Genomic DNA, 13,115 nt, shown 5'->3' with positions numbered 1-13,115 from the left:
CTTATCTGATGCCCAGTGCGCCCGCGATTGCCTTCGCCGTCACCTCGATGATGTTGGGAACGTAGAAGATCACTCCGATGGCCACGGCCAGGATCAGGAACTGCACGAATCGTGTGATCTCGCGGGTGAAGAGGAAGAAGAGCGCCACCACGGAGACGACGACGAGGAACAGCGGAGCGAAGAACGCGCGCAGGAAGTCGGCGAGCCCTCCGGTGTCGATGCCGGTCGACGTGGGCGTCGGCGACATTTCGATCAAAGTGAGCATTACGGTCTTCAAGGTCACTTCTCGTCCTCCCGGGGGGTACCGATCGGCAGCGCGGCCGAGCCTCTAGTCAACGACCCGGCCGGCGCCGCGGATGTCGGCGACGAACCACTTGTCGCCCTGCTTCTCGACGGTAAGCCGGTAGGCCTGCTCCAAGCGCGCGCCGACCGCGGCGGGGTCGGTGGTGTTGGGGGTGGCCTGGGCCTCGCCGTTCGGCACGACCCACACGACGACCGCCTGGATCTCTCGAGTGGCACCCCCCACAGGCACCACGACTTTCTTGAGCTCTGCGAACGTGAAGGCGCCACCGAAGCTCGGCAGGGTCTTGCCGGCGGCCACGTAGCGCTGCAGCCCGGCGGCGTCGCCGGACGCGTAGTCCTTGAAGAAGCCCTCCAATTGCGGTTTGAGCTCGGCGGCGGCCGCGTCGTCGGTCTCCGGCGGCGCCACCTGGGGCAGCTCGGCCGGAGCGGGGGCGGGCAGGATGGCCGGGCGGCCCGAGACGACGAACCTCTTGGCCTCGTCGTCGCCGGAGTAGTAGATCGGGACCGACAACATCAGCCTGCGCGCGCCGGACTGGAAGGCCACGCTGACCACCGCGTTGTGGGCGTCGGCCGTCTCGATGTCGTACGGCTGGATGGCGACGGCCGCCAGCTTGCCCACGCCGTCCCAGCCCATGCGCGGATCCGAGGCGTCAGGCAGGAACGCCGCCAGCTTGCGTGACCTGCTGGCGTCGTCTTCAGGGCTGAAATTGAGATAGACCCCGGCGAACTGGGCGGCGAAAGCCATGCCGCGGTCCACCGGGAATCCGTTGTTCGCCACCACGGCACCATTGGACGTTGTTGCTTCTTGCTGGGTAAACCGCTCAAATGGGGCACGGATCCCATTCACCACGATAACCACGATAAGCGCCCAGAGAATGATGCGGCCGGTCCACACCAGCCACCGCCCGCCGCCACCGGACCAGCCGCCACGGCGCGGCCGGCGGGGTGGCGGCGCGTCGAAGTCAGCGGTGTCCAGGGTTGCGGAAAGCCCGGGCCCGTCAGCGATCCGAGGATCGTGCTGGACGGTAGACCTACGAGCCATCACGCCTCCGCTCGCGCCGATCCCCCCGGCTGGCGCGGTGTCGTCCGTTGCCGATCCCCATCATCCGCGGTGAAGTAGTCACCCTATCCGGTCTCCGCCATTCTTCCAGGAAAGCCACGCCCATGCTGCAGGCATGACAGCCCTCACGGCAAACCGGGACAGGATGACAGGCTCCAGTGCCGATTCCTGTCACTTCCCGGTTGAATCGGCTTTCGACCAGGCCAGACGCCTAAATCGCCTAGCCAGGCAGCCATGGATTCCTGACCAAAATAGGCATGGACTCTCACGCCTTGCGCATTCGGCATGGGACGCGAGCGGAGGGGGCGTCAGGCTGGCTCCGGGTCCTGGGTGGGCCGTCCCTGCCGCCTGCTCTGCAGGTCCACGACCGTCGTCCGGCTCTGGAGGTCCACCACCGTAGGGCGTACCGACCGCTCGAGTGAGCCGCGCAGGTCGGCCAGCATCTCGGCGGTGTTGCTCTCGCGCATGCGGCCGGCCATCTCGTTGCGCTCATCGACCTTCCTGCGCAGGTAGGCCTCCCGGTTGACGCGCAAGCCGTACATGAGCTCGACCCTGATCAAGGCGAGCTCCTCCTCGAGGCTGATGCCCGTCAGCGTGGGCGCAGGACGTCGTTTCCGGATGATGCGACGGATCATGAAGGGCCTCCCGAGTCAGCGTGAACGCCGTGACGATTCGACGCGCAGGGGCCCAAAGTGGTTGACGCCATCATTTGTCCCGGGATCAGACATCGCGCTCTCCTGGAAGTCAGACGCCGCAGCCGGCAATCGCCGCCATCCATCGACGGCGACTTAGCGTAGCGAATGAACACTCAAAGTGAGTGGATTGAACGCTGCGCGGCGGATGTCGGCCGGCCCGTCTAGGGTGGTGACCGTGGCAGCAGACGAGAAGGCGCCCTCATACGAGCAGGCCCGCGAGGAGTTGACCGAGGTGGTGCGCCGCCTGGAGACGGGCGGGCTCACGCTGGAGCAGTCGATCGAGCTCTGGGAGCGGGGGGAGAAGCTCGCGGCGGTCTGTGAGGAGTGGCTCCAGGGGGCCAGGGTCAAGCTGGCCGCCGCCATGGCCCGCCGCTCGGAGCCCACCTCGGGCGCCGACGACACACCTTTCTGAGCGCCACGCCGACGACCTGGCCCGCCAATCGCCCCACGCCCGACGACCTGGCCCTCTGATCACGCCACACCCACGACGCGGCCTCCCGAGTGCGCCACGCCCAACGACGCGGCCTCCTGAGCGCGCCACGCCCAACGACGCGGCCTCTCGGGGACGCAACCCCGGCGACAGGCGACACGCCTTTCTGAGGGCGGCTCTGACGTCGAGGGACGTTCAGGCGGCCTGGGGCAGCAGGGCCACTACGGGGATGCGGCGGCTGGTCTTGGCCTCATACTCGGCGAAACCCGGCGCCTGCGCCACCATCCTGGCGTAGAGCCGGTCGCGCTCCTCCCCCTCGATGAAGACGGCCTTGGCCTCGAACGTCTCCGTTCCGACCTCCACGGCGGCCGAGGGCGTGGCCCGCAGGTTGTGGTACCAGGCGGGGTGGTTGTCCGCGCCGGCATTGGACGCGATGACGACGTAACGATCGCCGTCCTCGAGATACATCACCGGGGTGGTGACCGGCTTGCCGCTCCTGGCTCCCGTGGTGGTGAGCAGCACGAGCGGTGAGCCTTCGAACATGCCGCCGACGCGGCCTTCGTTGGCCCGGAACTCGTCGATGATCTGCTGGTTGAACTCGTTCGGCATCCTCAGCTCCTCAAAAAAATCGGAGAGATCTCCGGTTCGGAGACTAATCGGAGAACTCTCCGGTTACAAGCGGTAAGCTCCACCCGTGCGCGAACGTCGATCGTTGCCCCTGGTCGGGCAGCCCCAGCCGGAGCGGGCCGACGCCGCGCGCAACCGTCAGAAGATCATCGACGTGGCGGCCCGGATGGTCGCCGAACGCGGCGCCGCCGACCTGTCGCTCGACGAAGTGGCCCGCGTGGCCGGTGTCGGCGTGGGCACCGTCTACCGGCGCTTCGGCGACCGGAGCGGGCTGGTCTACGCGCTGCTCGACGAGCGGGAACGACGGTTCCAGTCGGCCTTCTTCGCCGGCCCGCCGCCGCTCGGGCCCGGCGCCCCGGCCGGTGAGCGGATCACGGCGTTCCTGCACGCGCTCGTCGAGCGCATCGTGGCGCAGCAGGAGCTGTTCCTCCTGCTGGAGCAGGGCGGCAAGAGTGGCGGGTTCAGCGGGCCCTACCGGGTGCACCACATCCACCTGGCGACGCTGCTCACCGAGGCCTGTCCGCATGCCAACGCGCCGTTCCTGGCCGACGCGCTGCTCGCGCCGATCAACGCCCGTCTGATCGCCCTGCAGACCGAGGAGCGCGGCATGAGCATCGACGAGATCAAGTCCGGCCTGACGGCACTCGCCGCCGCCGTCACCCGCGCTTAGGGGCGCCCGCCCTGGTCATCGCCCAGGGCGCCTGCTCAGGTCATCGCCCAGGGCGCCTGCTCAGGTCATCGCCCAGGGCGCGTGCTCAGGTCATGAGGCAAGGCCGCTACGTGTCATCGTTTTCCACCCGAACGCTCAGTCTGTCGTCGGACAGGCGGATCGTCAGCGGTGAGCCGGGCGCCACGTCCTTGGCCAGGCGCACCACCTCGCCCGACGGGTGCTGGACGATGGCGTATCCCCGCTCCAGCGTGGCCGCCGGGGACAGCGCGACCAGGCGGGCCCGCAGATGGACCAGGTCGTCGGCGGCCCGGTCGAGCGAGCCGGACAACGAGCGCCTGGCCCGGTCACGCAGGGACTCGACCTGCTCGGCCCTGCGCTCGAGCTCGCGTACGGGGTCGGCCAGCGAGGGCCGCGAGCGCACGGACGTCAGCCAGGACATCTCCCGGTCGAGCCAGCCGCTCACCACCCTGCGGCCCCGGTCGCGCAGCTGGCGCACCAGCGTCAGCTGCTCGCCGACGTCGGGCACGACCTTCTTGGCGGCGTCGGTGGGGGTGGACGCGCGCACATCCGCCACCAGGTCGAGCAGCGGGCTGTCCTGCTCGTGCCCGATCGCGCTCACGACGGGCGTGCGGCAGGCCGCCACCGCGCGGACGAGCGTCTCGTCGGAGAACGGCAGGAGGTCCTCCAGAGAGCCGCCGCCGCGGGCGACGACGATCACGTCGACATCGGCGTCCACGTCCAGCTTGCGGAGCGCCTCCGTCACCTCGCCCACCGCGTAGGGTCCCTGGACGGCCACTTCCTCGACCTTGAACCGCACGGCGGGCCAGCGCCGGCGGGAGTTTTCCAGCACGTCGCGCTCGGCCGCGGAGTCGCGGCCGCAGATGAGCCCGATCGTGCCCGGCAGGAACGGCAGCCGCCGCTTCCTCTCGGCGCCGAAGAGCCCTTCGGCGGCCAGCAACTGCCTGAGCCGCTCCAGCCTGGCCAGCAGCTCGCCCACGCCGACCGGGCGGATCTCCAACGCGGTGAAGGCGAACGAGCCCTTGTTGACCCAGAAGTCCGGCTTCACCTGCATGACGACCCTGGCGCCGTCGGCCGGTCGCGGCACGGCCGCCTCGTAGACGCCACGCGGAGCGGTGACCCTGGCGGACACGTTGGCGACCGGGTCGCGCAGGGTCAGGAACACCGTGCCGCCGCGGGCGCTCAGATCGGTGATCTGCCCCTCGACCCAGACCGTGCCGAGCCTGGCGATCCAGCCGCCCACCATCTGCAGGACTGTGCGGATGGGGAGCGGGGACTCGGGCGAGGTCTTCTCGGTCATGGCGGAAGACTACGGGCTCGCTCTGACTACTCTCCGGCCTGCAGCTTGGCGAGGCGGTTCTCGAACATCCGCACGACCTCGGGCCGGCCCTGCGTGGCCTGTTCGTAGGCCAGGAAGTCGCTGATCTGCTCGGCGGTCTTGCCGCGCATCCTGGCGCGCAGGGAGGCGACGGTCATCTCGTCGTAGCCGGGCAGCGGCTCGGCCGGCTTGGCGACCTGCTCAGGCGCGGCAGCGGGCACTTCCGCGACCGCGGGCTCGGCGACGGCTTTGGGCGCGGCGGGCGCGACCTTCGGCTCCGCGGCAGGGGCGGGCTCGTCCACGACCTTCGTCTCGGCGGCGGGCTTGGGGCTCGCCTCCGTCTTGGCGGCGGGCTCGGCGGCGGGGGCCTCAGGCTCGGCGGTGGCGACCGGCTCCTCCTTCCCCGCCGGCGCGAAGATGACCGGGTCCGGCTTGGTCTTGGCGACGCCGTTCGGCTCGGCGGCGCCCGGTCGCGGCGCGAAGATGACCGGCTCCTTTCTGGCCGGCTTGTCCTCCGCCGGGGGCGCGGCCACCTGGTCGGCGGCGGAAGGACGGGAGACTTGCTCCTCCTCGCGCTCCTCCTTGGCGCCAAGGCCCTTGATGGAGTTTTTCACCCGGTCCACCAGCAGCAGCGCTTGCCCTGCTGCGCTGAGCGTGGACTGGATGACCATGAGCGGAAGGTCCTTGGCCTTCTCCTTCAGCTCATCCTTGTTAGTGACGGTCTTGGTGATCTTGCGTATCACGTCGCTAAGGGACATGACGTCTCCCTGGGAGGTCTGTATGGGACGGCCAGTCTGGCAAACCGCGGGCGACCACGCACGCGCGGGCCTGATGGCCGCTCCACGTAGCATAGAAAGTATGGAGCCCCAGACCCTCACTTCCCGCCGAGTCCTTGTAGCCAAGCCACGGGGCTACTGTGCCGGAGTCGATCGAGCCGTGGTAGCGGTCGAGAAGGCTCTGGAGCAGTACGGCGCTCCGATCTACGTACGCAAGCAGATCGTCCACAACACCCACGTCGTCAAGACGCTCGAGGCCAGGGGCGCCATCTTCGTCGAGGAGACCGAGGAGGTCCCCGAGGGCGCGATCGTGGTGTTCTCCGCCCACGGCGTCTCGCCGGCCGTGCACGCCGAGGCGAAGCAGCGCGGCCTGCGCACCATCGACGCCACCTGCCCGCTGGTCACCAAGGTGCACAACGAGGCGAAGAGGTTCGCGGGACAGGACTACGAGATCCTGCTGATCGGGCACGAGGGCCACGAGGAGGTCGAGGGCACCGCCGGAGAGGCCCCCGAGCACATCCAGCTCGTCGACGGCCTCGACTCGGTCGACCGGGTGCAGGTGAAGGACCCGAGCAAGCTGATCTGGTTGTCGCAGACCACGCTGTCGGTCGACGAGACCACCGAGACCGTCTCCAAGCTCAAGCAACGTTTCCCCAACCTCCTCGACCCGCCGAGCGACGACATCTGCTACGCCACCCAGAACCGGCAGATCGCGGTCAAGGAGATCGCCGCCGAGGCGCAACTGGTGATCGTGGTCGGCTCGGAAAACTCCTCCAACTCCAAGCGCCTGGTCGAGGTGGCCAAGGACTACGGCGCCGACGCCTCCTATCTGGTCGACAACGCAAGGTTCATCCGCGACGAGTGGCTGGAGGGCGTCACCACGGTCGGCGTCACCAGCGGCGCCTCGGTCCCTGAAGAGCTGGTCGAGGAGGTGCTCGCGCACCTGGCCGAGCACGGGTTCGGCGACGTGACCGAGGTCGAGCCGGTGCAGGAGAGCATGCGCTTCGCCCTGCCTCACGAGCTGCGCAAGGACCTCAGGATCGTCTCGTAGTCCACGCCGTCCACGCCACGCGGCCGCTAATCGTCGCCGCGTGGCGTCCCGTAGACCTTGGGCTCGAAATAGCCCTCGGGCTCGGGCACGAACGGCTGGCGCGGGCGCGGCACCTCCGCGCCCGCCTTCAGCTCCGCCCGCAGGTCGCGTACGTTGTCCCGCAGCCCACGCCGCCAGGCCACGCCCAGCACGATGGCCGACCCGGCGAACAACCACGGCGCGCCCCGCGTCATCGAGGTGTAGAGGCCGAGGGCCAGCGACTGCACGATCGACACCGAGCCGAATGCCCGCCCCAGCTCCACGAACAGCGTGGCGCAGAAGAACACGAGCGGCGGCGTCACCACCAGCGACAGCAGCTCACGCCGGTTGACCAGGAGCACCCCCAGCAGGCTGGCCAGGACGAAGGCCGCGCCCACCACCTCCTGGACATCGATCAGCGCCGCCACGATGTAGCCCGCCAGGGTGGCGACCAAGGCGAGCGCGATGGCGCCGCGAGCGGTCAACCTGACAGCCGAACGCCTGCCTTTCTCCCCCACTGGACCGCCCCCATTCCCTTGGCCCCGTTTACTGCGACCCGTGAGCCAACTTACCGTTCGAGCTGGAAAGCAGAGGCGACGTTTCGAGTAGTTCGGGGGATGACAGGGGTCTCGGGAGCCCGTCGAGCATCTCGGGAGAGTCGAGCTCGCCGTCCACGACGCCCAGATCGTGTAGCTTGCGCGCGGTGACCAGGACGCGGCTTTCGAGCGATCCGACCGACTTGTTGTAGGCCTCCACGGCCCGGGTCAACGCCTTGCCGAGCGCATCGACGTTCCTGCCCAGCGACGAGAGCCGCTCGTACAGCTCCTTGCCCAGTTCGAAGACGGCTCGCGCGTTTTCGCTCAGCGCGGCCTGCTGCCAGGCGTAGTGGGCGGTGCGCAGCATGGTGATCAGGGTCGTGGGCGTGGCGATGTGGACGCGCCGCGCCATGGCGTACTCCAGCAGTGTGGGGTCGCGTTCGAGCGCCGGCGCCAGGAACGCCTCGCCGGGGATGAACAACACCACGAACTCCGGCGACGGATTGAACGCCTGCCAGTAGGCCTTGGCGGCCAGCCGGTCGATGTGCTCGCGCACGTGCCTGGCGTGTGCGTCGAGCCGGACCGTGGCCAGCGACTCGTCCGACGCCTCAGCGGCCTCCAGATAGGCCGCCAGCGAGACCTTGGAGTCCACCACGATGTTCTTGCCGCCCGCGAGCCGCACGACCATGTCGGGCCGCATGGAGCCCTCCGTGACCTGCTCGTCGAAGTCGCAGTGACGCTGCATGCCGGCGATCTCGGCGACTCTGCGCAGCTGCAGCTCTCCCCACCGGCCGCGCGCCTCCGGCCGCTGCAGGGCCCGGACCAGGGCGGTGGTCTGGGAGCGCAGCTGCTCGTGGCTCTGGCGCACGAACTCCATCTCCTTGGCCAGCTCGGCCCGCGCCGCGCGCTGGCCGGACTCGGTGTCGCGCAGCTGCGACTCGACCCGCGCCAGCGCGTCCTTCAGCGGCTCGACCAGGTGCTCGACCGCCTGCTTGCGCTGCTCCAACTCGCCCGCGGCCTCGGCGCGGCTGGCCGCCAGCCTGGTCTCGGCCAGCTCCAGGAAACGGATGTTGTTGACGTCGAGCGCGCGCGTGGACAGTGCCTGGAACCGCTCGGCCAGCTGCTCCTCGACGTAGACGAGCTTTTCCGCGGCGCTCTTGGCTCGCGCGTCGGCCTCGGCCACCCGCACCGCCGCCCGCGTCCTGGCGACCAGGAACCCGATGAGCAGCCCGACGGCGAGCCCGATGAGAAGCGAGACGACGTCCACTCGATCGATGATTGCAGGACTCGGCACGCCGTTCCCCGCCCGACACGCTCGTTACGCTCAGCACGTAAACTTGGGATCCGTGAGTCTCTCCATAGGCATCGTCGGCCTGCCCAACGTCGGTAAGTCCACGCTGTTCAACGCGCTGACCAAGACCGGCAACGCCCTGGCGGCCAACTACCCGTTCGCCACCATCGAGCCCAACGTGGGCATCGTAGGCGTGCCCGACGACCGCCTGCCCGTGCTGGCCAAGATCTTCGGCTCGGCCCGCATCCTGCCCGCCAAGGTCGAGTTCGTCGACATCGCGGGCCTGGTCAAGGGGGCTTCGGAGGGGCAGGGCAGGGGCAACCAGTTCCTCTCCAACATCCGCGACACGGACGCGATCTGCCAGGTCATCCGGGTCTTCACCGATCCCGACGTGACGCACGTGGACGGCGAGATCTCCCCCAAGCGCGACATCGAGACCATCAACTTCGAGCTGGTCATGGCCGACCTGCAGACGGTCGAGAAGGCCATCCCGCGTCTGCAGAAGGAGGCGCGCACCGTCAAGGACAAGAAGCCGGCGCTGGAGGCTGCCGAGGCCGCCAAGGCGGTCCTGGAGACCGGCAAGACCATCTTCGAGAGCGGCCTGGAGCGCGAGGAGCTGCGCGAGCTGCACCTGATGACGGCCAAGCCGTTCCTGTACGTGTTCAACCTCGACGCCGACGAGCTGACCGACACCGCGCTCAGGGAGCAGCTGTCGGCGCTGGTCGCCCCGGCCGAGGCGGTCTTCCTCGACGCCAAGATCGAGTCCGAGCTGGTCGAGCTCGACGAGGAAGAGGCGCTCGAGCTGCTGCAGTCGGTCGGCCAGGAGGAGTCCGGGCTGCGCCAGCTGGCCAGGGTCGGCTTCGAGACGCTCGGCCTGCAGACCTACCTGACGGCCGGGCCGAAGGAGACGCGGGCCTGGACGATCCGCAAGGGCGCCACCGCGCCCGAGGCGGCCGGCGTGATCCACACCGACTTCCAGCGCGGCTTCATCAAGGCCGAGATCGTCTCCTTCGACGACCTGGTCGAGGTCGGCTCGATCGCCAACGCCCGCGCCGCGGGCAAGGCCCGCGTCGAGGGCAAGGACTACGTGATGCGCGACGGCGACGTGGTGGAGTTCCGCTTCAACGTCTGAGCGAGCCGTGGGGGCTACCCCTTGGAACGTCTGAGCGAGCCGTGAGGGCTAACCCTTGGGGCGCTGCTGCAGGAGGGCTGCCAGCTGGGCCAGCTCGGGCCAGTCCGCCGTGCCAGTGATCACCAGGGTCACGTCGGGCAGGAAGCGGACCAGCGTGCGCTGCTTCTTGTCCTCGCGATAGCGCTGCTCCCACGCGACCCCGCCGACCTGTTGCGTGCCGACGGTCTTGTCGGAGTTGGCCATGCGGGCGGCGAACCCGGCGGCGGGCTGCTCGTTGCTCTGCACGAACATCGCGTGCGCCCGCTTGGCGGTGGCGTAGCCGAGGTAGAGAACCTGGGCGCCGTTCTCGCCCTTGGCGATCCTGTTGCTGTTGGGCACCCAGTCCTGCGGGTCCTGCCGCGGCGCCCACACCGCATAGGGCACCGAGTGGCCGAAGTTGGCGACGGTGATCGAGTAGTCGCGCCGCGGGATGTGCGGTTCCCGGCCCTGCGGGGCCGCCAGCAGGAACAACCCCGCCCCCGCGAGGCAGACGAAAAGCGCTACCGCGTAGCCGTAGAAACCTTCGGTGAACCGTCGCACAGTTGGCGAGGTTACCCGCTGGAGGGGGCGGTCGCGGACGCGGCCGGGCGGATCTGCCCGATGATGGCGAGGACCTCCTCGGCCAAGCCGCGGTCGCCTGTGCGCACCACCTCGGAGACGGCCGCGGCCAGCGCGCCGGTGACCACCACGACCAGAGCGGGCTCGTCCTCGAACAGCGCCGCGTTGCGCTGCGCCCACATGCGCAGCCGGTCGCGCATGACCACCTCGAAGCCGGGCGGGCCGTCGCCGCGCAGGAACAGCGCGGCCAGCTCGCGCTCCTCCATGCAGCCGTCGAGGTAGGCACGGGCGGCGCTGAGGAACACCCCCATGGGGTCGCTCTCGCCACCGGCGCGGGCCGCTCTGGCCGCCTGCTTGGTCCGCTGGGTCTGCCTGGCCTGCCACTCCTCGAACAGCGTCAGGTAGAGGTCGGCCTTGCCGGAGAAGTGGTGGTAGAGGCTGCCCACGCTGGCGTCGGCCCTGGCCACCACGTCGGTCACGCCTGCCTCGGCGAAGCCCTTCGAGACGAAGACCTCCCGCGCGGCGGCGAGCAGCGAGGTGCGCGTCGCCGCGCCTCGCTCGGACGTGCGCGGCTGAGCCACCACGTGTTCCACATCGCTCATTCGCCCTCCTCCACGGCGCGGCGCCATGCTCCATGGTGAAGGCATGATCCCTGACGCGCACAGGGTATGGCGCAAAATCCGTTCGCAAGTCGAGCTTACCGATGCTTCTGCGGATTACCGCAGGCACAGGACTAAGCCGGACCCGGCAGGTTATCCCCCTCTGGGCGGGAAGAGAAGGGCAACTACGATCGAGAGAGTTGTCTGCGAGGAGGCCAATGATGTCCGATTCCGTACCGCCCGCGCTCGCCACGAGCGAGCACGCTCCTGACCGCAACCTGGCGCTGGAGCTCGTCCGCGTCACCGAGGCGGCCGCGATGGCCGCGGCCCGGTGGGTCGGCCGCGGTGACAAGAACGGCGCCGACGGCGCGGCGGTGAACGCCATGCGCCAGCTGATCAGCACGGTCTCGATGAACGGCGTGGTGGTCATCGGCGAGGGCGAGAAGGACCACGCCCCGATGTTGTACAACGGCGAGCGCGTGGGCGACGGCAGCGGCCCGGACTGCGACGTGGCCGTGGATCCCATCGACGGCACCCGGCTGACCGCGCTCGGCATGCCCGACGCCGTGTCGGTGATCGCGGTGAGCGAGCGCGGCTCGATGTACGACCCCTCGGCCGTGTTCTACATGGAGAAGCTGGTCACCGGCCCCGAGGCGGCCGACGTTGTCGACATCGAGGCCCCCGTGTCCGCCAACATCACCGCAGTCGCCAGGGCCAAGCACTGCTCCCCGTCCGACGTGACGGTGGTCGTGCTCGACCGGCCCAGGCACGAGCGGCTGGTCAAGGAGATCAGGGAGACCGGCGCGCGCATCAAGTTCATCACCGACGGCGACGTGGCCGGCGCGATCATGGCGGCCCGCGCGGGCACCGGCATCGACCTGATGCTGGGCATCGGCGGCACACCCGAGGGCATCGTGGCCGCGTGCGCGCTCAAGTGCCTCGGCGGGGTGATCCAGGGCAAGCTCTGGCCACGCGACGACGCCGAGCGCGGCAAGGCCCTCGACGCGGGACACGATCTCAACCAGGTGCTCACCACCAACGACCTGGTCAGCTCCGACGACGTGTTCTTCGCGGCGACGGGCATCACGCACGGCGAGCTCATGCAGGGCGTACGGTTCCGCGCCGGCTCCGCGGTCACGGAGTCGCTGGTGATGCGCGGCCGTTCGGGCACCATCCGCAAGATCGAGAGCGAGCACCAGCTCTGGAAGCTGCGCGCGTACAGCGCGATCAACTTCGACACGGCGGGCTGAGGCCCGGGTGAGCGGCCCCGTCAGCGGCCCCGTCAGCGGCCCCGTCAGCGGCCCCGTCAGCGGCGGCGTCAGCGGCGACGCTTGCGGCGGGGCGGCTCCTTGACCTTGACGTCACCGGCGAAGTTGGTGGTGCGGACCTCGACCACGGGCGCGCCCGGCTCGGTCGGCTGTTTGTTCAGCCGGACGGTCTTGCCCTTGGCGACCCTGATCACCTCGAGGTCCTCGGGCACGTGGATCTCCAGCCCGCCGAAGACGAGCGTGGCGTTGATGATGACCCGCCGGTTCTGCAGGATCGCCTCGCGCAGGTCCAGCTTGGTGGTGCCGAACATGGCCGTCACCGTGAGCTCGGCGGGGACGACCCAGCGTCCGCCGCGCTGCTCCTGTTTGAAGATGGCCGACACGGGCCGGCCGTCCAGGTTGAGCGGCTGCTGGTCGGCGGGCAGCAGGTCGCCGGTGAGCTGCGCCAGCTCACCCAGCGTGCGCGCGGAGTAGAGCACGCCGAGCCGCTCCTCCAGCTCCTCCAGGGTGAGCCGGCCGTCGGCGTGCGCGTCCTGGAGCACTTGCGCGATGCGCTCACGGTCGGCGTCGGAAGCACGTAGCTCGTGCGGCGCCGGCACCTCGCCCGAGGCGGGCAGGCGGCGGGCGGAGACGAACTCCTCGGCCAGCCGCTCTCCGACTTCCTGCAGCTTCGGCAACCAGGATCCCGCGCGTTCGTTCACACATATGACGATATCTGGCGCCCGC

The 13,115-nt window shown here is 69.4% G+C and carries 16 protein-coding genes; 5 read left to right on the top strand and 11 right to left on the bottom strand.

Going from position 1 to position 13,115, the window contains the following annotated elements; genetic code table 11:
• Nucleotide 1: 1 nt before the first annotated feature.
• The 3 genes from OHA25_RS18595 to OHA25_RS18585 all read right to left on the bottom strand — a co-directional run bounded on the left by OHA25_RS18595 (nt 2) and on the right by OHA25_RS18585 (nt 1,998).
• Nucleotides 2–265, bottom strand: a complete 264-nt coding sequence (locus tag OHA25_RS18595; RefSeq protein WP_138665184.1) for a hypothetical protein — start codon at nt 263–265, stop codon at nt 2–4.
• A 63-nt stretch (nt 266–328) separates the two neighbouring features.
• Complete coding sequence (locus OHA25_RS18590; protein WP_305920958.1) at nt 329–1,081, bottom strand: conjugal transfer protein; 753 nt, start codon at nt 1,079–1,081, stop codon at nt 329–331.
• Nucleotides 1,082–1,671: 590 nt separating this feature from the next.
• Nucleotides 1,672–1,998 (bottom strand): hypothetical protein, encoded by a 327-nt coding sequence (locus tag OHA25_RS18585; RefSeq protein WP_327588816.1) that lies wholly within the window; start codon nt 1,996–1,998, stop codon nt 1,672–1,674.
• 205 nt (nt 1,999–2,203) lie between these two features.
• Between OHA25_RS18585 and OHA25_RS18580 the strand changes: the two genes are divergently transcribed.
• Complete coding sequence (locus OHA25_RS18580; protein WP_327591005.1) at nt 2,204–2,470, top strand: exodeoxyribonuclease VII small subunit; 267 nt, start codon at nt 2,204–2,206, stop codon at nt 2,468–2,470.
• Nucleotides 2,471–2,683: 213 nt separating this feature from the next.
• Here the strand turns inward: OHA25_RS18580 and OHA25_RS18575 are convergent, their stop codons facing one another.
• Complete coding sequence (locus OHA25_RS18575; RefSeq protein WP_327588815.1) at nt 2,684–3,097, bottom strand: nitroreductase family deazaflavin-dependent oxidoreductase; 414 nt, start codon at nt 3,095–3,097, stop codon at nt 2,684–2,686.
• A gap of 85 nt (nt 3,098–3,182) precedes the next feature.
• On the opposite strand from OHA25_RS18575, the gene OHA25_RS18570 reads away from it, so the two are divergent.
• Nucleotides 3,183–3,785, top strand: a complete 603-nt coding sequence (locus tag OHA25_RS18570) for a TetR/AcrR family transcriptional regulator (RefSeq protein WP_327588814.1) — start codon at nt 3,183–3,185, stop codon at nt 3,783–3,785.
• Nucleotides 3,786–3,891: 106 nt separating this feature from the next.
• Here OHA25_RS18570 and xseA read toward each other — a convergent pair whose 3' ends face one another.
• Together xseA and OHA25_RS18560 are read right to left on the bottom strand one after the other, a co-directional pair.
• Nucleotides 3,892–5,103: an exodeoxyribonuclease VII large subunit gene (xseA, locus tag OHA25_RS18565; protein ID WP_327588813.1), complete on the bottom strand. Its 1,212-nt coding sequence runs from the start codon at nt 5,101–5,103 to the stop codon at nt 3,892–3,894.
• A gap of 26 nt (nt 5,104–5,129) precedes the next feature.
• Nucleotides 5,130–5,879 (bottom strand): hypothetical protein, encoded by a 750-nt coding sequence (locus OHA25_RS18560; protein WP_327588812.1) that lies wholly within the window; start codon nt 5,877–5,879, stop codon nt 5,130–5,132.
• A gap of 100 nt (nt 5,880–5,979) precedes the next feature.
• Here OHA25_RS18560 and OHA25_RS18555 point away from each other — a divergent pair, with 100 nt between their 5' ends.
• The gene (locus OHA25_RS18555) at nt 5,980–6,948 is read left to right on the top strand and encodes a 4-hydroxy-3-methylbut-2-enyl diphosphate reductase (RefSeq protein ID WP_327588811.1); all 969 of its coding nucleotides are present in this window, start codon (nt 5,980–5,982) and stop codon (nt 6,946–6,948) included.
• Nucleotides 6,949–6,974: 26 nt separating this feature from the next.
• On the opposite strand, the gene OHA25_RS18550 is transcribed toward OHA25_RS18555, so the two are convergent.
• Both OHA25_RS18550 and rmuC read right to left on the bottom strand, forming a co-directional pair.
• Nucleotides 6,975–7,451: a DUF6542 domain-containing protein gene (locus tag OHA25_RS18550; protein WP_305920966.1), complete on the bottom strand. Its 477-nt coding sequence runs from the start codon at nt 7,449–7,451 to the stop codon at nt 6,975–6,977.
• Between the two features lie 61 nt (nt 7,452–7,512).
• Complete coding sequence (gene rmuC / locus OHA25_RS18545; RefSeq protein WP_442942121.1) at nt 7,513–8,769, bottom strand: DNA recombination protein RmuC; 1,257 nt, start codon at nt 8,767–8,769, stop codon at nt 7,513–7,515.
• Nucleotides 8,770–8,848: 79 nt separating this feature from the next.
• Here rmuC and ychF point away from each other — a divergent pair, with 79 nt between their 5' ends.
• Nucleotides 8,849–9,925 (top strand): redox-regulated ATPase YchF, encoded by a 1,077-nt coding sequence (ychF, locus tag OHA25_RS18540; protein WP_327588810.1) that lies wholly within the window; start codon nt 8,849–8,851, stop codon nt 9,923–9,925.
• Between the two features lie 48 nt (nt 9,926–9,973).
• Here the strand turns inward: ychF and OHA25_RS18535 are convergent, their stop codons facing one another.
• Together OHA25_RS18535 and OHA25_RS18530 are read right to left on the bottom strand one after the other, a co-directional pair.
• Nucleotides 9,974–10,504, bottom strand: a complete 531-nt coding sequence (locus OHA25_RS18535; protein WP_327588809.1) for a DUF4245 domain-containing protein — start codon at nt 10,502–10,504, stop codon at nt 9,974–9,976.
• 11 nt (nt 10,505–10,515) lie between these two features.
• Entirely contained in the window at nt 10,516–11,124 is a 609-nt protein-coding gene (locus tag OHA25_RS18530) for a TetR/AcrR family transcriptional regulator (RefSeq protein ID WP_327588808.1), read from the bottom strand.
• Between the two features lie 218 nt (nt 11,125–11,342).
• Here OHA25_RS18530 and glpX point away from each other — a divergent pair, with 218 nt between their 5' ends.
• On the top strand, nt 11,343–12,371 hold the full coding sequence (gene glpX / locus OHA25_RS18525) for a class II fructose-bisphosphatase (RefSeq protein WP_305920970.1): 1,029 nt from the start codon (nt 11,343–11,345) through the stop codon (nt 12,369–12,371).
• Between the two features lie 68 nt (nt 12,372–12,439).
• Here the strand turns inward: glpX and OHA25_RS18520 are convergent, their stop codons facing one another.
• Nucleotides 12,440–13,090, bottom strand: coding sequence for a DUF1707 SHOCT-like domain-containing protein (locus tag OHA25_RS18520; protein WP_305920971.1), 651 nt, complete (start codon nt 13,088–13,090; stop codon nt 12,440–12,442).
• Between the last annotated feature and the right edge of the window lie 25 nt (nt 13,091–13,115).

Source organism: Nonomuraea sp. NBC_00507 (assembly GCF_036013525.1).
Lineage (GTDB): Bacteria > Actinomycetota > Actinomycetes > Streptosporangiales > Streptosporangiaceae > Nonomuraea.
This window is presented reverse-complemented; position numbering and strand designations above follow the sequence as displayed.